The organism is Desulfosceptrum tomskiensis, assembly GCF_049818055.1.
In the GTDB taxonomy this organism is placed as follows: Bacteria; Bacillota; Desulfotomaculia; order Desulfotomaculales; family JASEER01; genus JBFLVT01.
The window spans coordinates 2195245-2214394 of sequence record NZ_CP187479.1 but is presented as its reverse complement, the minus strand read 5'-3'; the positions used below and the strand labels follow the sequence as shown (position 1 = coordinate 2214394).

The window sequence follows — 19150 nt, the reverse complement described above, 5'->3', positions numbered from 1 at the left end:
GCAAATCATTTCTAGTAAGACGAACGCAAGTTAGAAACTCCTACCTGAAACAGAATATCTCTACGGGAGGTTTTTACTTATGGACCAATTTACTTTAGACCGGTTTACTTTAGACCGGGATGAAGCCCTCTTATTGGTGATTGATATCCAAGAAAGGCTCGTCCCTGCCATGAGATATGGTAGACAAGTTATTAGGAATACTAATATCTTACTAACTATAGCGAAAACATTGGGAATTCCCGTCATGGTCACTGAACAATATTCCAAAGGCTTAGGGAAGACAGTACCAGAAGTTGCTGCTTATCTGGATGGTGCCACAACGTACGAGAAAATCACCTTTTCAGGATGTACTAAAGAGGTCCTTTCTGCACTGAATCAAATCGGGAGAAAAAAGGTGATTATAACTGGAATGGAAACTCATGTTTGTGTTTTCCAAACCGTTAGGGATTTACTAGGTCTTGGTTACCAGGTTTTTGTGGCAGCAGACGCCGTATGTTCTCGGAGTAAAGAAAATTACCGTAATGCTTTATCCATAATGGCGGCTATGGGGGCTGTTATTACAAATACTGAAACAGTATTCTTTGATTTGATGAAAGAGGCTGGTACACTTCAATTTAAGGAACTCTCGAAATTAATAAAATAAATGAGGGTCAAACCTGAAGTTTTCTATCACGTTCTTGCCCGTGGCAACAACAAACAGGATGTTTTTCTTGATGAGCCCGACTACTGCCTATATCTGTCTCTTCTAGAGAAATACAGCTCGAGACACGGTGTCACAGTCCACGCCTATGCTCTTCTCCCCAACCATCTCCACCTGCTGGTGCAGGTAAGCACCAGGCCACTTTCCTTGTTGATGCACGTTCTCCAGCAGACATACACCCAGGCTTTCAACAGGAAGTATGGCCGGGTGGGCCACCTCTTCCAGGGGCGCTACAAGGCCCTAGTCGTCGAGGATGACGCTTACCTGCTGTCCCTGGTGAAGTACATCCATATGAATCCCGTGGAGGCGGGTCTCTGCGCAGACCCCTCGGATTACCCATGGTCCAGCCACCGGCACTATCTGCAAGGAGGGGGGGCCGGAAAAGTAGAGACCGCGTTTATTATGTCAGTGATGGCACAGTTCGGTGGAAGAGAAATTGACGGCTATACTCTCTTGCCTCGGAAATCCTCAACCCACAAGCATAGTCCAACGACAGCTTCAGAGCAGACTGCGGGGGTGACCAGCCAGGGGACTATTTCGCTCGATGAACTACTCCTGGCCGTCAGCGCCGTCTCCGGGGTTGCACCCGCAGCCGTCACCAGTCCGTGCAAGGAGCGCGCAATGGTCAAGGCCCGCAGACTGTTTGTCTACTGTGCAGCTTATCTCGGAGGCCACAAGATGGCGGATATCGCTTCTTTCCTTGGCAAGTCCGGTGCACTGATCAGCATCGCGGCCAGCGATGTAAGCGAGGGACTCCGTCACGGTGACGGAAAGTGGGATGCTTCCATCCGGGGCGTGGAGGCAAGGCTGGGAGGCGGAAACTAAGAAAATTTAAGCCCTGACCCCAAACGAGGACAAGCTAGTGGAGGTCTTGGACGTGGACAGGCTTAAGATAACGGTTCTTGTCGAAAACACGGTTGGCGTGCCGCTGGAACTGGTTGGCGAGTGGGGGCTGGCCTTGCTGATGGAAACCCCCGACGCCAAGATCCTTTTCGATACCGGCGCGCAGGGTCACGTCGTAACCAATGCGGCGCTTCTGGGGGTTGATCTGCCTACTGTGGATGCCCTGGTGCTGAGCCACGGCCATTACGACCATACCGGCGGCTTAAAGGCCTTCCTCCAGGCGCGCGGCCGGCTGCCGGTCTACGCCCACCCCCACCTTTTCGATTCCCATTGCAGCACCGTCCCGCGCCGCCGCTACATCGGCGTACCCTTCCGATGGCTGGAACTCGAAAGTCTCGGGGCCGACTTTGTCTGGGTAAGCGAGCCGCGCGAGATCGCCCCGGGGCTCTGGGTGAGCGGCGAGGTGCCGCGCCGGACGGCCTTTGAAAAGGGGGACGCCCGGCTCGTTGTCTGGGAAGATCCACAAAACGGGACCGCGCAGCCCGATCCGTTGCGTGACGACATGAGCCTTTATGCCGTTACGCCCGCAGGGCTGGTCGTAATCCTCGGCTGCGCCCACGCCGGCGTAGTGAACATTATTGAGCACGCCCGGGAGGTAACCGGCGTGGATAAAGTGTACGGAATTATCGGCGGCACCCACCTGGGGCCGGTGGATGAAGAGCAGCGCCGGACTACCATCGACTACCTGCATAAACTTAACCTGCGGTTCCTGGCCGCCAACCACTGCACCGGGTTGCCGACCATGGCCACCCTGGCGCAGATCTTCGGGCCACGGTTTAAATATGCCCCGGCAGGCGCCGCTTTTGAACTGCCGAGCCCGTCCGCCGTAGTGAGCACCGTCTAAGCTAATGGACAAAGTTGCATTCGGCCGCCGCGCCAGGTGAGGGTGTCAACGGTCTTAAGAATGTCGCCCCACAGTATATTGATTTGGCCTGAGGCTTCTCTGCCGTTTTCAGGGGCACGGGAGTCCCAAACCGCTTATGGGGTCTTGATATCAAATGTCGATGACAGTTTCACCACTTCTACCGGGCGCTGGACTTTGTGGCTGAGCACAACGTGGAGCGGTGTGCGGCTACTCATTTTGATCCTCAGTAGTAAGGGCTTTTCTGGAACTGCTGTCCCCGGCGAAGTAAAGAGTAAAATAAGTTCTTTCCATTTGTGGGTCCGTCCTTCGGTGGGATTTTATTTTTTTGTTTTTGGGTGGTGACGAAGGATTTTATTCGGTGTTACTGCCACCCCATAATGTCCGGGGATAGACGGTGTTAATTGTCCAACAATTGACGAATAGTTGGCCGGTAACCATCGGCGGGCGGAGCAGGGAGAGCTACATCAGCTCTCCCTGAATCACCCGCTTTACCATGTGGTCGTCAACGATCCGGTTGCCGTTCTGCGCCCCGTAGATCAGGCAATGGGTACAGGCCTTGTTGATCAGCCGCGGGGTCCCGGCCGAGAAACGAAAGATCTCATCCAACGCACCATCCGAGAAGATGTCTCGGTCCGCACCGGCGTATGCCAGGTGCCGTTTCACATACTCACCGGTTTGCGCCCTGTCCAGGTGGGTTAGTCTACACTGCAAGTCGATGCGTTGCCGGATGGCGGCGTAGGCTTGGAGCTGGAGCCGTTCCCGCAGCTCGCTCTGCCCGACCAGGATAAGGGCCATGGGGCTTGTGGAGTCCATCTTGAAGTTGAGGAGAAACCGGACCTCTTCCAGCATCTCCTTATCTAACAAGTGTGCTTCATCCAGGATCACCACCGGCTGCAAAGAATGAACGCCCCGCATCAGCTCGATCTCCCGGTGCAGTTGGCGCTTGGCATCGCCCCGATAGAACTTGGCTTCACACCCCAGCTGTTCCAGCAGGCCTTTGTAGAAATGCCGGGGTGTCAGTTTGGAATCCGCCAGGTACATTACCAGAAACCGGGCCGGGTCGAGGATATCCTTGAAACGCCGGATGGCGGTGGTCTTGCCGGTCCCGCTGTCCCCGGTGAACACAACAAACAGTTGGCGCTTGGCGGCATGTTCCAGTCTGCCCAATGTCTCTTCCAGCATCATGGACGGGTACAACTGGTCTGTCGGAATGTCGCGGGTGAACGGGGTATGGGCGAGGCCGTAGAATTCTTCAAACACTGCCGCCGACCTCCCCCTTGCGTACCGCCCGGTAGATGACGGCAGGGGCCTGCTGCTCTCTCCTCTGTTTGTTTCTCTTTGCCGCTGCAGACAGGAGCCTGGATGATTCGGCAGTCTGGCTCTGCAAATACTCTGGCAGTCGCGGGCGCTCTCCGGTCCGCTCTCCAATGACCAGTGGCTTAACCTTAAAGGGCACATGCCCCTCGTACTCGATGGTCAGTTCGGCGGTATCAGCCGGGTCGTAGACGACATCCACCTTGCAACCGATGAAATTCAGACCGACCTCGTACTTCTTGCCTGCGAAGCTGATGCAGCCCGCCTTGTCGACCTTCCTTTCCTCGCAGTGCAGAAAAGCAGATGCGATAGTTTCGGCATCCAAAAACCTGATCGCCTTGCTGTCACTGCGGTAAGCGGCAGCCGGGCTCTGATTGTTCGCCAGGGCTGAATGGGGCTTGTTCTGGTAACACTCCTCCAGCCAAACCCAGAACAGCTCATTGAGCTTGTCCAGCGACTGCGGTTTCTCCAAGGCCGCCTCGGCCAGGAAGGCGTCCACCACTCGGTTGAAGCGCTCCACCTTGCCGGTTGCTTCCGGGGCATACGGCTTGGCATACAGCAGCCGGATGCCCATCTTGGCGCAGGCCCGGGTCATCCACCTGGTCCGGTATTGTTTACCGTTATCAAAAAACACCGCCTCGGGCGCCCCGTACTTCTGGATCGCCTGCCGGAAACAGTTTTCGACGATGATCTGGTCCAGGGTGGGATAGAACTCTCCGTGCATGACAAAGCGCGTGGCGTCGTCAAAGAAGGATACCAGATAGACCTGCTTCTTGGCGCCATCCGGGCCGATGGGCAGGTACGGCCCATACTTGATATCTGAATGCCAGAGCTGGTTGCGGTGCCTTTTCTGAAACCGCCGGGCGGCGACGCCGGTATCCGCGTACATCCGCATGTGCCGGGCGCTGTAGCCCTTCTCCGCCAGTTTCTCCTGCAGGGTGCTGCGTTTGATCCGGCCGGGTTCGGCCAGTCCTTCCCACTCCAGAATCTGAATGATCTGCGCGACACTTCTTCCCGGCGCCTCGCGGCGCAAAAGGATGGCCTGCTCCAGGATGTTGGCCGGGACGGCCTCCTGGTTCAGGCGTTCACCCTTACCCTTGGGCTTGAGGCCCCCGAACCCGTTTTCCCGGTACCGGGCCAGATACCGGCGCAAGGTACGCTCGGATAGCCCGGTCTGTGCGCAAATCTGGGCCCTGAGTTTTCTGGCTTTGGCCGCATCCACGTCTTCCGCCAACAGCGGGGACAAAAGCTGCATCCGCTGGGCGGCGATCTCTTCGGCCTTCCGGTGGTCTCTCATGCTGAATACCCTCCTTAAAGTTAATTCAGCACGAGTCTATGCCAAAGCCGTCAGGACAGGAATGCCGAACGGGTCTGTACCCAAAGATTTGCATTGGCCACCGGGCGGACAACTCTGGCCAGCCAGCCGGGGGCATCCCCTACCAACTGCCAGATCCCGTGGAGCGCGGACCGGGGAAGGGTGGATCGTCCTTCCGCAGACGCTATCGCATAACGGGCGGCGAGGGCGGTGAGGCAGCCAAGGAAGTACGCAGCCAGTGCCCGAAACCATCTCCGCCAGCGCCACAAGGTGGATTCATCGGCCGTGACGCTAAGGGCCGGATCACCGCCCACGGCTGCCTCAATGCTATCTCTTATGTGACGCTTGTACGGTACCAGCATGTCCGGCAGTTCGTGGTGGATGCGACGGCACGCAACACAACGAAGGCGGCGGATGATAAGGATGATCTTGTCCCCGAGGCTGTCGATACAGCTCCGTTGGCGGCTGCCAATTACCTTTAAATGCCCGCTACAGCAGGGACAGGGAATCTGCTCCGCGCTCCTCACAAAAAACACCCCTGTCGGGGTTCTCAACGAGCTCATATTTTGTTACAATGACCATACGGTGATGGGCGCCTCTGGTGCTGCTGCTGACCACGGTGGCACAACAAACAGGGGCGTCTTTCCTTTCTAAATGATATGGCCATTATATCCAGCAGCCCCCGGTCAGGCAATCCCGTCAGCTTTCGGACGTTTCAGGTTAGCCCTAACAATTCGGTTTGCATTCCCGCTTTCTGATCCTGGCGGCGGCAAGAACCTTGGTCGTCAGTCTTCTCATTCCTCTCTTTCCATCCGGCAGGCCCGGGTGGAAGCCCGCCAGCACGCCCACGCACAGCAGCGGGAAGAATCTTTTCCAGAACGAGATAAACACTTGGATCGAGGAACTCACCGAATACTCGCTGCCCGTCGTTGCCAACCTCTTCCTGCTGGAGGAGACCACCCGCCTCTCGGTGACCGACGCTCTCACCGGCCTGTACAACCGGCGCTTCCTCGAGGCGTTCCTGGAGCAGCAGCTGGCCCTTTTCGTTCGCACCGGCCAGCCCTTCGCGGTGTTGATCCTGGACCTGGACCACTTCAAGCTGTTCAACGACACGTTCGGACACCAGGCGGGCGATGCCGCCCTGCGGGCGGTGGCGCAAGCGGTGCAGAAAAGCCTGCGGGCGGCGGACGTTGTGGCACGCTACGGCGGCGAGGAGTTTGTGGTGATTCTGCCGCAGACCGATGCAGGAACTGCCTTTGAAATCGCGGAGCGCCTCCGGCAGGTGGTGGCCGGGACCAGCCTGCCCGACCCACAGCGGCCTGCCGAATATTTGCCTCCGCTGACGGTAAGCGTGGGCGTGGCTGTCTGCCCGGCCCACGCCACCACTCTGGGTACACTGCTCCATGCGGCCGATGCGGCCATGTACGCCGCCAAGCAGGCGGGGCGCAACCGCGTTGTGGTGGCGCAGGCGGAATGAGCCCTGGAGAAGGACCAGGGTCTCTATTGGCATAACGGCAAAAAATGTTAAGATATCGGAAAGACGGTATTGGAGGGATACTTGTGCAAGGTAACAGCTCTTCGGAGACCTCAACGAAAGGCAGGACCTCGCTCCTCCTGAACTACATGCGGTTTTACAACCGCTTGCTGCACGTTTTCTTGGGTCTCAGTCTGATCGTTGCTTCCCTGCTCGCCCTCTGGATTTTCGCCCGTGACGTTTATGGCGCCGTCTTTGCACAGCACAGTATTCTGGATGGGTTTTTGCACGCCCTCGGTATGCTTCTCATCCTCTGGACAATTTCCGAGCTCATCAGCGCCGAAGTACGATACCTCAGCGGGCAGAAGGTTCAGGTCGCCGTCTTCGTTGATGTAGCCATCGCCGCCTTATTGCGCAAGTTGCTGATCGGTGATATCGAAGGGCTCAGTATAGAGGTCCGGTTGGTCAATCTCGCGGGATTGGTAGCCCTTGGCATCCTGCGCTGGGTATTGACTTACAGTAGCATTGCTCAACGAACTAATGTATACCGTCCGAAGGCCGGCATTAAGCGGGGGAGATCGCCCGGCTTGCGACGGTCATCGACGGTTAATTAAATTTAGCATAAACCTCTGGCCGAGTAGCCACTAATGCAAAAAGCCCATCCTGAACAGTCAGGCAGGGGCTTCTCCGGTTTCTGTGAATTTAAGAAACATACTCTTAGCCTAATGCCCAACGCCTAGCGTTTTTTAGAACAGGCCCTTGACCCGCCCAAGTTCGTCGATGTCGATCTGGAAGGCGGCGGGACGCGAGCCCAGGCCGGGCATGGTGGACATGGTCCCGGCCAGCGGGTAGATGAAGCCCGCGCCGACTGACACCCGCATGTCGCGGATCGGGAAGACGTACCCTTCGGGGACGTTCTTCAATTCAGGGTCGTGGGAGACGGAAAGGTGGGTTTTGGCCATGCAGATAGGCAGCCTGCCCCATCCCATCCGCTCGAAAAGCTCGATCTTTTTCTCAGCCACGTGGTCGTAGTGCACTTCGGCGGCGTTGTAAAGCCTGGTGGCCATGATGTGGATTTTTTCCTTGATGCTCAGGTGGTCTGGGTAGAGGAACCGGAAGTCGGTCTCCCGCTCGCACATCTCCACCACGGAGCGGGCCAGATCGACCGCCCCGGCGCCGCCCTCGGCCCAGGCGGTCATCTGGTGAGCGGCGTCCGCGCCGGCCTCCAGGGCCTTTCGCCGCACCGTTTCGACCTCGGCGTCGGTGTCGGTGACAAAGCGGTTGATCGAGACCACCACCGGCACGCCGTAGTACCCGGCGATCTTGATCATGTGGGCCAGGTTGCGGCAGCCTTCCTCCAGGGCGGGGAGATTCTCACAAGTGATCTCCTCCGGCAGGGGGCGCCCGGCGACGACCCTGCCGGCTCCCCCGTGCATCTTCAGGGCCCTGACGGTGGCGTTGATGACCACGCAGTTCGGCCTTAAGCCCGACTGCCGGCACTTGATGTCCATGAATTTCTCCATGCCAAGGTCGGCCCCGAAGCCGCTCTCGGTAACCACGTATTCGGCCATCTTCAGGGCCATCAGGTCGGCCAGCACCGACGACTGGCCGTGGGCGATGTTGGCGAACGGTCCGGCGTGGACGATGCAGGGCTGGCCCTCGAGCGTCTGGATGAGGTTGGGCTTGACGGCGTCGCGCAGGATAACGGCCATGGCCCCCGCGCCTCGCAGCTGCTCCGCGGTGACCGGCCGGCCTTCGTAGGTGTAAGCCACCACCATCCGCCCCAGGCGCCGGCGGAGATCCATGATGCCTGTGGCCAGCGCCAGGGCGGCCATGACCTCCGAAGCGACCGTCATTTCAAAACCGGTCTGGCGCGCGTAGCCGTTCTGCCGGCCCCCGAGCCCGATGATTACATCGCGCAGGGCGCGGTCGTTGACGTCGACCACCCGGTTCCAGGTGATCGTTAAGGGGTCGATGTTCAAGGGGTTGCCGTGCAGGATGGAGGCGTCGATCATGGCCGCGAGCTGGTTGTGGGCCTGACCTACGGCGTGGATGTCGCCGGTGAAGTGCAGGTTAAGGTCTTCCATGGGCACCACCTGGGCGTACCCGCCCCCGGCGGCGCCGCCCTTGATGCCGAAAACGGGTCCCATCGAGGGCTGCCGGATGGTGCAGATGGCCCGCTTGCCGATGCGCCCCAGCCCCTGGGTGAGGCCGATGGTGGTCACGGTCTTGCCTTCTCCGAGCGGCGTCGGGGTGATGGCCGTCACGTCGATCAGTTTGCCGGTAGGCCGGTCGGCCAGCTTCTCCAGGACGTGGAGCCCGATCTTGGCCTTCCAGCGCCCGTACAGGTCGATGTCTTCCTCGGTAAGCCCCACGGATTCCGCAATCTCGCGAATGTCGATCATCTTATGGGCCTGGGCTATTTCAAGGTCGGTAGGTACAAACTTCATCGTGGATCCTCCCGAGAGTAAATCGTTTCGTACAGCAAATCGTTTCGTACAGCGAATAGTTGACTCTTCGATCATAACATTAGCTCCGGGTATTAAGCGTTAGAACAAGACAGACGGGGAGAGGACCACCAGGATGCGGCTTGCCCCTATCCTAACGCTTGGTGCTCAAAGCTTAGTGCTGCAAAAAAAAACCCGGCCCCACGGCCTGTTGAAAAACCGAGAGCTGTTCAAAAACAAGCATGGCACGGAAGGCGAAGCCGGCCAGCGCGGAGCGTACTGGGGTGGTACGTGAGCACTGGCCGGCAAGCCTGACAAAGCCAGGCGAAGTTTTTCAACAGCCCTCCAGCCGGGGTTTTTTTGCTATTCATAAATCCACGCGTCAAGCGTACGGTCGAACTCCACGATTTCCTCCGGCTTGAAGAAGAGGTTGATCTCCCGCTCGGCGCTAGCCGGTGAATCGGAGCCGTGCACCACGTTGCGGCCCACGTCGACGCCGAACGTGCCCCGGATCGTACCCGGAGCCGCCTTTAAGGGATTGGTGGCCCCCATCATGTCGCGGACGCCTTGTACGGCATCCTTGCCCTCGATAACCATGGCCACCACCGGCCCGGAGGTGATGAACGACACCAGGTCCCCAAAAAAGGGCTTCTCCCTGTGCTCCCCGTAGTGTCTTTCCGCCATGGCCCGGTCGATGCGCATCATCTTCAGGGCCACGATCTTGAAGCCCTTTTGCTCGAAGCGCTTGATGATCTCTCCCGCCAGGCCCCGCTGCACGCCGTCAGGCTTGACCATTGCAAAGGTGCGTTCCAACTTCCTTCATCCTTTCAACCGGAACATTGAAATCAGATGCTGAATCCGAAGGATTCAGCTAAGCGGTGGCCTCTCCCGCGGCCTCCCGCATCAGGGCCTCGAACTCCGGGCCCTCGATCGTCTCCTTCTCGAACAGCGTCTTGGCCACCTTGTGCAGGCCGTGGATGTTCTCCTTCAGGATCTGCTCCGCCCTGCGGTAGGCCGATTCAATAATCTTGCGGACCTCCATGTCGATGGCGTAGGCGATCTCCTCGGAGTAGTTGCGGTCCCGCGCCAGGTCGCGCCCCAGGAACACGGCCTCTTGCTTGCGTCCGAGGGTCAGCGGGCCGAGCTCCTCGCTCATCCCATACTCCATGACCATCTTGCGCGCCGTCTCCGTCGCCCGCTCCAGGTCGTTTTGGGCCCCGGTGCTGACATCCTTCAAAACGATGGCCTCGGCCACGCGGCCGCCCAGCAGCATGACGATCGTGTCCAAAAGCTGGGACTTGGTCATGTAGTTACGGTCTTCCTTGGGCAGGAGCAGCGTATAACCCCCCGCCCGGCCCCGCGGAATAATCGAAATCTTGTGTACGGGGTCAAGGTTGGGCAGGAAGTAGCTGACCAGGGCGTGCCCCGCCTCGTGGTAACTGACCAGGTTCTTGTCCTTGTCGCTGATCACCCGCGACTTCTTCTCGGGACCGGCGATGACCCGCTCGATGGCGCTTTCGAGCTCGCGCATGCCGATGCGCTTCTTGTTGGCCCGCGCCGCCAGGAGAGCGGCCTCATTAATCAGGTTTGCCAGATCGGCCCCGGAAAAACCGGGGGTCCGGCGCGCCAGGACGTCGAGGTTAACGTCGTCCTCCAGCGGCTTGCCCTTGGCGTGCACTTCCAGGATCTCGCGGCGCCCGTTGATATCCGGCATATTGACGACCACCTGGCGGTCGAAGCGCCCGGGGCGCAGCAGCGCCGGGTCGAGGATATCCGGCCTGTTGGTGGCCGCGATGATGATAATGGCTTCATTCGGCTGGAAGCCGTCCATCTCGACCAGCAACTGGTTCAGCGTCTGCTCCCGCTCGTCGTGGCCGCCACCCAGCCCGGCCCCTCTCTGCCGGCCCACCGCGTCGATCTCGTCGATAAAGACGATGCACGGCGCGCTTTTCTTGGCCTGATCGAAGAGATCGCGCACGCGCGAAGCGCCGACGCCCACGAACATTTCCACGAAATCGGAGCCGCTGATGCTGAAGAACGGCACCCCCGCTTCACCGGCGACGGCCCGGGCGAGCAGCGTCTTGCCCGTGCCGGGCGGCCCGAAGAGCAGGACGCCCTTGGGGATCCGCGCCCCGATCTCGTTGAACTTGCGGGGGTTCTTAAGGAATTCGACAATTTCCTGCAACTCCTCGCGCACTTCGTCGACCCCGGCGACGTCGGCGAAGGTCACTTTCTTCTTATCGTCGTTGTGCAGGCGGGCACGGCTCTTCCCGAAGGACATGACCTTGTTGCCCCCGCCCTGCGACTGCTGCATCAGGAAAAAGAAGAGCGCCACGATGAGCAGGATGGGGAACATCGTGGTCAGGAGACTGACCCACCAGCCCGGCTCGGCCGGCTTCTGGTAGACGGCATGGACCTTCTTTTCCAGCAGCAGGGCCCTCAGGTGATCGTCATCCAGCGGCCCCGAGCTCTCAAAGTTGCTGCCGTCCTTGAGCACGCCCTTGATGGCGTTCGTCCCTTTTTCCGGCTGGATTTCGACGCGCTGAACCTCGCCCGCCTCGACCGCCTTGACGAACTGGTCGTACGACAGGAGTTCCGGAGTGCCGGCCTGCGGCGAAGTGTACTTGATCAGGGCGATGATGACCAGCACGATTAACAGATATATGCTCAAATTCTTGAAAACCTTATGCATGCAGCCAACCCCTCTCGGATTTCAGCTAACTAGCCACATAACAGCAGTATTTTACCACATCTTATTTCCCTTTTTCAATCTGCCCGAAACCCGCCGTTTCACGCCGCATCTCAAGGAATAACGCCCTGGTGGTACCTCTATCCACCCGGCACCATTCGGCGGCCCGCATCCCCGCCACCCATGCGATGCGGCCCTTGCCGTCCACGAGCAGAGGAATCCTGTCCCGCTCCCGGCGCGTGACCTTCAGCCCGCTGAGGAACTTCTTCAGCCTGGTCACCCCGGAGCCGAAGGGATGGAAAACGTCGCCGGGCCGCCGGTTGCGCACCGCCAGGGGCTGGACCAGCCGATCGAAGTCCAGGACGGCCCTGTCGGGCCCCAGTTCGCGCGGATCGGGGATGTCTTTCCGGTCGACGATGCGGCACTCCAGCTGCGCCCCGGCCTCCGGGATGTCCGTTACACCGGGGACGGCCACCGGGTATGCGTAAGGCGTCGCATCGGGCTGGGGAAAGGCGTAGGTAAAGGTGACCGCCATCTGTTCCTTGGTCATGTAAACCCCGCCGGGGAACTGGACGACCTGTCCGCTCTCCTTCCGGGCAATGATCTCGAGGGCTTTTTCCACCTGGTCGAAGGGCAGGTCGTCGCGCCCGGTGAGTTCGGACCAGGCCAGGCGCACCAGCCGGCGCTGCAGGGCCAGCGGCACAAGGTCGAAGGCCTTGCGGTCGAAAGTAACCTCGTCCTCGGTGACGCCGGACTGCGAAGCAAAAACGCGCAAGGCCTCCGCGTGCATGAAAGCCTCGTCGGCCCGGATGATTTCGGCCATGCGCAGCAAAGCAGGCACCAGGTTGGGGTTGTATGCGCTCTGCAGCGCGGGGATAAGTTCGAGCCTGATGCGGTTACGCGTGTAATCGGTGTCGAAATTGGATGTGTCAATGCGCGTCGCCAGCCGGGCCCACCGGCAGTATTTCTCGATGGTCGACCTCCGGGTTCCCAGCAGGGGACGGACAAAAGGACCCCGGACCGGCGGCATCCCCGCCAGGCCGGCCGTCCCCGAACCCCTTAAGAAGTGAAAGAGGATCGTTTCCGCCTGGTCGTCCGCGTTGTGCCCCAGGGCCACACGGTCAGCCCGGGCTTCACCCATTACCCGTTCAAAAAAGGCGTAGCGCAGGTGCCGCGCCGCTTCCTCGATCCCGCGCCGGGCTTTTTTCGCAAAAGCCGCAACGTCACCAGCATCGGCAACAAAGGGCAGGCCGTATCCCTGGGCCAGCCTCGCAACGGCGCGCGCGTCTTCGTCGGACTCTTCTCCCCTGAGCTTGTGGTTGAAGTGCGCGACGACCAATTCTATACCCAGCCTGGGACGCAGGTTGAACAGGATGTCCAGTAGAGCGGTCGAATCGGAGCCGCCCGAAACGCCCACCAGGACCTTGTCGCCCCGCCGGAACATGGCGTGGCGCTTGCAGTAAGCCTCGACATGGTTGGGAAGGTCTTCAACCTGCACGTTATCACCACCAGGCGGCCAACGGCGATCTAACACTTTTTATGCCGGCGCATCCCTTAGTATCTCTTGCAAATTCCACATCAGGGCGGCATTACCTGCAAGCAAAAAGCGGCGGGGGGATAAACGGCGGAACGTGAACGTGCAGCCAACGAATCAAGGGGTGGCTTCCGCCACCCCTTTACGTACCCGATTACGAACCGACCCGCCGGGACCGGAAAGGCACCTCCGTGCTCGTTGACTTTCTGCACGAACACTACCTTGAGGACTATTCCCTGGACGACCTGGCCCGCATCGCCAACTACAGCCCGTATCGCTTCATCGCCGTCTTTAAAACCGAAACGGGAAAAAGTTCACCGTGACCTTCAAGCGAAAGGTAGGCCTTTCGCCTTCGCAGTACCGCAAAGCCCTGGGGCATCCGGAATAGCGCTGAATTCGCAAGGATTCAGCTCATGGTCTTTCCGATCCGCCCGACGAGTACCGTCATATCGTCGGGAATCAGGCCGCCAGCGGCCTGGCGCGCCCTCTCCAGGATCAGGTCGGCCATCTGTTGCGGCTCGACCGCGCCGATCTCGCTGATCACGTCGGCAAGCCAGGACTCCTTTTCCTGGCTCCCGCCGTAAGCGTCGAGAACGCCGTCCGTGACCATGACCACGACGTCTCCCACCCCCACGTTTTTGACCACCGAGTTGACCTCGATGTCTTTTAAAATCCCGACTGGCAGGGACGCGCTCCTGATGACGCGGACGTTGGTCCCGCTGAGGATGAAACTGGGCGCCGCGCCGATCTTGACGCATTCCGCCTTACCCGAATAAAGGTCGATCACCGTGATGTCCACGGTGGCAAAGCTCTCGTCGGGCGCCCGCAGCAGGAGGATGGAGTTGACCGTCTTGACGGCCATATCCTGGCCGAAGCCGGACTCAAAAAGGTTCTCCAGGAGGGAGACCGTCGTGCTGCTTTCCATCGCCGCCTGGGGGCCCACCCCCATGCCGTCGCTCAGGAGCATGCAGAACTTGCCCTCCCTCAGATTCAGGAAAGAGTACGTGTCGCCGGACACGGGGCTGCCGTCCTTGCCGGCCTTGGCCACCCCCACGTCGACGCGGTAGCGCAGCGCCGGGTAAAGGTTGAACGTACAGTCCGCAAACTCCCCCCCCGTGCTGCACTTCATGGCGCCGACGGTGAAGGGCTGGCCGATGACCTTCGACACGACAGGAGCCATCATGTACCGGCAGGCCAGCTCGCCGTGGCAGGGCGGGCGGGAGATCCTGATTTCCAGCCGCCCGTCATCGCGGGGGGAACTGGCGATGTAGGTGACGGGGATGTCGAGCTGGTTGAACTTCCGGCGCAGCGCGACCTCGACCCGGCCGGCGTTTTCGACGGTCGAACAGAGCTCGGCGGACATGTTCTGCATGATGTTCGCCAGGCCCCGCAGGTGCTCCGAAACGACCTCGCGGCTCTCGACCAGGCGCCGGTACCAGTACCGGTTGACCCTGTAAGTCTCGTAGAGGCAGGTGAGCGTAAGCGCAAGTTCATTGACTCTGAGGCAGCGGCGGCGGACGTGCTCGGGAAAATCGTCGGCGGTAACCTTTCCCGTGGCCTCGACGGCCCGGAGCACATCGAAAAACTCCTGGTGCGTCCGGTACGAGTCGCGCTCCCAGCAGCTTTTATGCAGGGGGCATTCCCGGCAGATCCGGTTACGCACTTCGTCCAGAAGCTCCTCGAGGGTCGTATCCCCTTTTACATCCAGTCCCGTGGAAGACACCTGGGCGAAAGTCCTGGAAAGCTCGTCAAACATCCGGGCCCAGCCGCCCACGCGCGCTTTGATGATCTCCTTGACCTTGTCGTCGGAAGCCGCCGCGCCCAGCGCTCCTTCGGGCAGCACGTACCGGAGTTTTTCCATCCACCGGACGGGGACAAGCACAAAAAAGGCCACGGCGATGGCAGCCTCGACCAGGACGCTTTCCAGATCGCTGTAATCGTTGATGTAGACGGCAAGGATGATGTTGCCGAGCAAAAAGCCGATGGCCACGCCCAGCTTGCCGAAACGCCGGCACACCCCGGCCAGGAAGCCGGCGAAGGCATAGACACCGATGGCCGCCGGAGCCGCGACAAAAGCCACGCCGGGAACCACCCCCACGACGGCGCCCCCGGCGGCGCCGACGCCTCCCCCGCCGAGGATGGCGGCCAGGAGCACGGCGAACTTGCTGGACACCCCGGCCAGGGTCACGGAGGCGATGCTCAACCGCCCCATCCCGGCGATGATGCCGGCCAGCATGACGATATAGCAAAAGAACTCCTCGCCGGACAGCGGCCGGGTCCGGGGAGCAAAGGCACTGATCATCACGTAGGTGAAAACCCCGGCAAGAGCGGCCTCCACCATCAGGGCCACGTAGTCGTAAAGCGCGGCCGAGGCGAAGGCGAGGAAGGAGGCCTTGACGACGACGGTAACCGCCGGGATGAGCGCGGCCACGACCAGGGACGGGCGGCGGAAATCCCCCGGCATCGCCCGTAAGGCCAGCCCGACGCCGGCGGTGATCAGCAGCGACTGGGCCATAGCCACCCCCTGCAATACCGTCGCCTGGCCCAGCAGCATCGCCGCCACGGCGGGCCAGGCGGCGGGGCCGAAACTGTAGAACGCCGCTCCCGCGAAAGCCGGGGCGAACGGGCTGAGTTCCCCCATCAGAATGGCGCGGCCTAGGAAAAAACCCGCCGCGCAGAGGACGATGCGCTGCCAGCTGAGGGCGCGGGACACAGAGTCCAGGTCCGCCCGCCGCCTCGGGGGCGTCACCGCTCTGGCCCATTCCTTGTTAACCCTCTGGGGGTCCGGGATAACGCTGAGGTGCTCGGACAATCCCCCCACCCCTTATTTCCAATTTTTACTAATTATAGAGGAAGGGGGATGGAGATACGTGTCATAAGTCGTAGAGAGTGTTATCTTTCTTTCGACACGGATCAGGCTTAGCGATACTTATATAGCGCTAACGAAACACTTCCATATGGGTATTGGGGTTAGGTGTTAGACTCGAAGGAATCCCCGTCCCAAGCTGAATCCTTACGGATTGAGCGGTAGTAAGTAGTAAGTCGTAAGACTCGAAGCAATTTCCGTACGGGAATTCAAATATTTATCCTGGCGGATTGGGCGGTACAAAACCTGCGTTATAGCCTGATGCTTAGCTGCCAGCAACTCTAAGAGCTAACCCATGCAGTATGTCGTAATCACTTACCGTCACCGTGGTTTTGGCCATAGCGCCCATGGCCAGGAGGCAGATGCGCACGCCGGCGACGATGATGTCGGCGCGCTCGGGCTGCAGGCCGGGCATCCGGCGGCGTTCCTCGACCGTGCGGGCGCGCAGGTCATCCAGGATTTCCGCAATCTTCGCGCGAGTCAACACGTAACCGTGCACCAGCCGGGGGTCGTAGACCTTGAGCCCCTGCGCCACGGCGGCCAGGGTGGTCATCGTACCGCCGATGCCGACGAGTTGCAGTTCGGGCCTTTCCTTGAGGGCGCCGGTTACGCCGCTTAAAATGTCCAGGATTTCGCCGTCTGTATAATCCCGCTCGGTCATGCGCACGGCCCCCGCCGGCAGGCTTACGTGGCGCAGCCCGTCGGAGTTCGGCCAGGCGAATTCGGTGCTGCCGCCCCCGATGTCCATCGTCACGGCCTTCCCTTCCATTCCGGGCAGGCCCGCGGTGACCCCGAGGTAGCCGAAGGAGGCCTCCTCTTCCCCCGAGAGAACGAGGACCGTATCACCGGTCCGCCGGCGGACGAGGCCGACGAACTCGCCGGCGTTCTTAGCCTCGCGCACGGCGGCCGTGGCGGCGACAACGGCTTTTTCCGCCCCCGCGGCGTCAAGGCGCTCCCTGAAGGCCTGCACGACCGCCGCCGTCTTTTCCATGGCGTACCGGTCGAGGAGCCCCCCGGCGATGCCCCTGCCCAGGCGCGTCGTGGCCATGTCGGCTTCCAGGGGGACAACGGCCCGCCCCCGCACGTCAGCCAGGAGCATCCGCGTGGAATTGCTTCCGATATCGATAACGCCGACCCTCATTTATTCATACCCACCTTAAATCCCACATCCGGCCTCTCACATCTGACTGCATCTGACTTCCTTATTGACGCGGGCATATTTTTTGGTTTATAGATAAAGGTACGGCCAGAGAACAGAGACTAACGTTGACCAAGGGGGACAATGCCTTGAAACTTCGCCTCGGCCTTCCCAAGGGCAGCTTGCAGGAAGCGACCTTTCAACTGTTTCGCCGCGCCGGTTACCACATCACGGTAGGCTCCCGCTCCTACTACCCGTCCATCAACGACCCCGAAATCGAGCCCATCCTGATGCGGGCGCAGGAAATCCCGCGCTACGTGCATGAGGGGGTTTTGGACGCGGGCTTAAGCGGACTGGACTGGATACTCGAAAACGAAGCCGACGTCGTCGAGGTGGCCGACCTGGTCTATGCCAAGCAGTCCCAGCGTCCGGTAAGGCTGGTCCTTGCCGTGACCAACGACAGCGGCATCCAGTCGGTAAAAGACCTGGAGGGCAAGCGGATCGCCACCGAACTTGTTAAGGTCACCCAGAATTACCTCGCCAGGCACGGTGTAACAGCCACCGTCGAGCACTCCTTCGGCGCGACCGAGGTCAAGGTGCCGCACCTTGTCGACGCCATCGCCGACCTGACCGAGACCGGGAGCTCTCTACGCGCTAACAACCTCCGGATCATCGACACGATCCTGGAGTCCACCACCAAGCTGCACGCCAACCGCAAGGCCTGGGCCGATGACTGGAAGCGCGAGAAGCTGCAGAACCTGGCCGTTCTGCTCATCGGCGCCCTGCGCGCCGAGACCAGGGTGGGCCTGAAAATGAACGTCCCGGGTGACAAAATCACAGAGGTCCTGTCCGTCCTGCCGGCCATGAAACACCCGACCGTTTCCCAGCTCTTCAACAGCGACTGGGTCGCCGTCGAGACCATCCTCACCGAGTTGCAGGTAAGAGAGCTGATTCCCGTCTTAAAGCGGGCCGGTGCACAGGACATCATCGAGTATCCACTGAACAAAGTCATTCCGTAAAGATATATGACACCCACAGCGAAAAACAGGCCTCGCGTTAACGCGAGGCCTGCTTGTTGCGCCGCAAGAGCCGCGGAAGCAGGTGAAACCACAGATCGACCACGGCCAGAGCCAGCGTTCCCAGCGCGAAGCCTCCCCGCACCCGCCAGCGGGCCCGAAGACCCAGCTTTACCGGTGATCCTTTCTGAACCATGCCTGTTACCCCGATTTTTGATGTGAAAAAAAGAATTCGATAATTGATAAGTATTTCCTTTTTATCAACCAAGCTATCTATTTACCACCGGATCATGGTTACCACCTAATCCCTGATCGTATTGTCGATGGGCTGCCCTTCGTAGTTTTGGGGCACGGGGACGACACGGGTCTCGCCGCGCTTGATCAGCCCGAGGCGCTCCCGCGCCGTTTCCTCGATATAGCTCTCCGAATTTAAAACCTCGAGCTTGTCCCAGAGATGGTCGTTCTTGTCCTTCAGTTCCTTGACCTGAGTTTCCATCACGGCCAGGTTCCTTTCCAGGGTAAACAGCTTGTTCACCTGCAGGCCTAAAGAAACGGCGAAATACACCAGCATTATGGTCACGAACAAAACGGGAATGCGGCTCCGGTTCAGGCGCCATCTACGCCGCAGGCGTACCGCCTCCATCGGGATCTTCCTCCTCGTCGCCGAAAATGCCGAGGGCGTCACCCGGGATGACCATGACAACTTGGTACCCTTTAGTCCGCGCCCGGTTGTACAGAGTCGCCACGGTACTGGGAGAAAGCTTGAGACGCCTGGCGATGGCTTCGGCCGAATAACCCATTTCCTTGAGGGCCACCACTTGTCTCTCCCGGAAGCTCAGCTTTTCCGCTCCGCGAATCTCGATCTGCATGGGTTCCCCTGCTTTATCCA

General features: G+C 59.9%; 19 protein-coding genes. 7 read left to right on the top strand and 12 right to left on the bottom strand.

Annotated features, from left to right (window positions below):
• Positions 1-79: 79 nt before the first annotated feature.
• The 3 genes from ACPV0M_RS11265 to ACPV0M_RS11255 are packed head-to-tail and all read left to right on the top strand — an operon-like array spanning position 80 to position 2447.
• Positions 80-643 carry a hydrolase gene (locus ACPV0M_RS11265; protein WP_425620726.1) on the top strand — a complete coding sequence of 188 codons (564 nt, stop codon included), beginning with the start codon at positions 80-82 and terminating at the stop codon, positions 641-643.
• On the top strand, positions 644-1525 hold the full coding sequence (locus ACPV0M_RS11260) for a transposase (RefSeq protein ID WP_425620725.1): 882 nt from the start codon (positions 644-646) through the stop codon (positions 1523-1525). It begins immediately after the preceding gene.
• Positions 1526-1577: 52 nt separating this feature from the next.
• Positions 1578-2447: an MBL fold metallo-hydrolase gene (locus ACPV0M_RS11255; RefSeq protein ID WP_425620724.1), complete on the top strand. Its 870-nt coding sequence runs from the start codon at positions 1578-1580 to the stop codon at positions 2445-2447.
• A 480-nt stretch (positions 2448-2927) separates the two neighbouring features.
• Here the strand turns inward: ACPV0M_RS11255 and ACPV0M_RS11250 are convergent, their stop codons facing one another.
• From ACPV0M_RS11250 to ACPV0M_RS11240, 3 genes are read right to left on the bottom strand one after another with little or no spacing between them, the layout of a single operon-like run.
• Entirely contained in the window at positions 2928-3728 is an 801-nt protein-coding gene (locus tag ACPV0M_RS11250; RefSeq protein WP_425620723.1) for an ExeA family protein, read from the bottom strand.
• The gene (locus ACPV0M_RS11245; protein ID WP_425620722.1) at positions 3721-5079 is read right to left on the bottom strand and encodes a DDE-type integrase/transposase/recombinase; all 1359 of its coding nucleotides are present in this window, start codon (positions 5077-5079) and stop codon (positions 3721-3723) included. The genes ACPV0M_RS11250 and ACPV0M_RS11245 overlap by 8 nt, the downstream gene beginning before the upstream one ends.
• A 50-nt stretch (positions 5080-5129) precedes the next feature.
• Entirely contained in the window at positions 5130-5660 is a 531-nt protein-coding gene (locus ACPV0M_RS11240; RefSeq protein ID WP_425620721.1) for a DUF6431 domain-containing protein, read from the bottom strand.
• A gap of 215 nt (positions 5661-5875) precedes the next feature.
• Between ACPV0M_RS11240 and ACPV0M_RS11235 the strand changes: the two genes are divergently transcribed.
• Positions 5876-6574: a diguanylate cyclase gene (locus ACPV0M_RS11235; RefSeq protein ID WP_425620720.1), complete on the top strand. Its 699-nt coding sequence runs from the start codon at positions 5876-5878 to the stop codon at positions 6572-6574.
• A gap of 83 nt (positions 6575-6657) precedes the next feature.
• On the top strand, positions 6658-7185 hold the full coding sequence (locus tag ACPV0M_RS11230) for a phosphate-starvation-inducible PsiE family protein (RefSeq protein ID WP_425620719.1): 528 nt from the start codon (positions 6658-6660) through the stop codon (positions 7183-7185).
• 132 nt (positions 7186-7317) lie between these two features.
• Here the strand turns inward: ACPV0M_RS11230 and ACPV0M_RS11225 are convergent, their stop codons facing one another.
• The 4 genes from ACPV0M_RS11225 to tilS form a co-directional block, all read right to left on the bottom strand.
• Complete coding sequence (locus ACPV0M_RS11225; RefSeq protein ID WP_425620718.1) at positions 7318-9021, bottom strand: formate--tetrahydrofolate ligase; 1704 nt, start codon at positions 9019-9021, stop codon at positions 7318-7320.
• Between the two features lie 360 nt (positions 9022-9381).
• Positions 9382-9831 (bottom strand): nucleoside-diphosphate kinase, encoded by a 450-nt coding sequence (gene ndk / locus ACPV0M_RS11220; protein WP_425620717.1) that lies wholly within the window; start codon positions 9829-9831, stop codon positions 9382-9384.
• A 58-nt stretch (positions 9832-9889) separates the two neighbouring features.
• Positions 9890-11710 (bottom strand): ATP-dependent zinc metalloprotease FtsH, encoded by a 1821-nt coding sequence (ftsH, locus tag ACPV0M_RS11215; RefSeq protein ID WP_425620716.1) that lies wholly within the window; start codon positions 11708-11710, stop codon positions 9890-9892.
• Between the two features lie 61 nt (positions 11711-11771).
• Entirely contained in the window at positions 11772-13205 is a 1434-nt protein-coding gene (gene tilS / locus ACPV0M_RS11210) for a tRNA lysidine(34) synthetase TilS (protein ID WP_425620715.1), read from the bottom strand.
• 227 nt (positions 13206-13432) lie between these two features.
• On the opposite strand from tilS, the gene ACPV0M_RS11205 reads away from it, so the two are divergent.
• Positions 13433-13564 (top strand): helix-turn-helix transcriptional regulator, encoded by a 132-nt coding sequence (locus ACPV0M_RS11205; RefSeq protein ID WP_425620714.1) that lies wholly within the window; start codon positions 13433-13435, stop codon positions 13562-13564.
• A gap of 83 nt (positions 13565-13647) precedes the next feature.
• Here the strand turns inward: ACPV0M_RS11205 and spoIIE are convergent, their stop codons facing one another.
• Positions 13648-16053: a stage II sporulation protein E gene (spoIIE, locus tag ACPV0M_RS11200; RefSeq protein WP_425620713.1), complete on the bottom strand. Its 2406-nt coding sequence runs from the start codon at positions 16051-16053 to the stop codon at positions 13648-13650.
• Between the two features lie 319 nt (positions 16054-16372).
• Positions 16373-17248, bottom strand: a complete 876-nt coding sequence (locus tag ACPV0M_RS11195; protein ID WP_425620712.1) for a Ppx/GppA family phosphatase — start codon at positions 17246-17248, stop codon at positions 16373-16375.
• 146 nt (positions 17249-17394) lie between these two features.
• Here ACPV0M_RS11195 and hisG point away from each other — a divergent pair, with 146 nt between their 5' ends.
• Positions 17395-18264, top strand: a complete 870-nt coding sequence (gene hisG, locus ACPV0M_RS11190) for an ATP phosphoribosyltransferase (protein WP_425620711.1) — start codon at positions 17395-17397, stop codon at positions 18262-18264.
• A gap of 37 nt (positions 18265-18301) precedes the next feature.
• Here the strand turns inward: hisG and ACPV0M_RS11185 are convergent, their stop codons facing one another.
• From ACPV0M_RS11185 to ACPV0M_RS11175, 3 genes are all read right to left on the bottom strand, one after another.
• Complete coding sequence (locus tag ACPV0M_RS11185; protein WP_425620710.1) at positions 18302-18457, bottom strand: hypothetical protein; 156 nt, start codon at positions 18455-18457, stop codon at positions 18302-18304.
• A gap of 105 nt (positions 18458-18562) precedes the next feature.
• Complete coding sequence (locus ACPV0M_RS11180; protein ID WP_425620709.1) at positions 18563-18904, bottom strand: FtsB family cell division protein; 342 nt, start codon at positions 18902-18904, stop codon at positions 18563-18565.
• Complete coding sequence (locus ACPV0M_RS11175; protein ID WP_425620708.1) at positions 18879-19130, bottom strand: helix-turn-helix transcriptional regulator; 252 nt, start codon at positions 19128-19130, stop codon at positions 18879-18881. The genes ACPV0M_RS11180 and ACPV0M_RS11175 overlap by 26 nt, the downstream gene beginning before the upstream one ends.
• Between the last annotated feature and the right edge of the window lie 20 nt (positions 19131-19150).

Excerpts from the sequence above, each read along its gene's own strand:
- ACPV0M_RS11260 (WP_425620725.1), top strand. The coding sequence starts at position 644 with ATGAGGGTCAAACCTGAAGTTTTCTATCACGTTCTTGCCCGTGGCAAC.
- ACPV0M_RS11245 (WP_425620722.1), bottom strand. The coding sequence starts at position 5,079 with ATGAGAGACCACCGGAAGGCCGAAGAGATCGCCGCCCAGCGGATGCAG.
- ACPV0M_RS11195 (WP_425620712.1), bottom strand. The coding sequence starts at position 17,248 with ATGAGGGTCGGCGTTATCGATATCGGAAGCAATTCCACGCGGATGCTC.
- ftsH (WP_425620716.1), bottom strand. The coding sequence starts at position 11,710 with ATGCATAAGGTTTTCAAGAATTTGAGCATATATCTGTTAATCGTGCTG.
- ACPV0M_RS11225 (WP_425620718.1), bottom strand. The coding sequence starts at position 9,021 with ATGAAGTTTGTACCTACCGACCTTGAAATAGCCCAGGCCCATAAGATG.
- ACPV0M_RS11240 (WP_425620721.1), bottom strand. The coding sequence starts at position 5,660 with ATGAGCTCGTTGAGAACCCCGACAGGGGTGTTTTTTGTGAGGAGCGCG.
- ACPV0M_RS11185 (WP_425620710.1), bottom strand. The coding sequence starts at position 18,457 with ATGGTTCAGAAAGGATCACCGGTAAAGCTGGGTCTTCGGGCCCGCTGG.
- ACPV0M_RS11175 (WP_425620708.1), bottom strand. The coding sequence starts at position 19,130 with ATGCAGATCGAGATTCGCGGAGCGGAAAAGCTGAGCTTCCGGGAGAGA.
- ACPV0M_RS11265 (WP_425620726.1), top strand. The coding sequence starts at position 80 with ATGGACCAATTTACTTTAGACCGGTTTACTTTAGACCGGGATGAAGCC.
- ACPV0M_RS11180 (WP_425620709.1), bottom strand. The coding sequence starts at position 18,904 with ATGGAGGCGGTACGCCTGCGGCGTAGATGGCGCCTGAACCGGAGCCGC.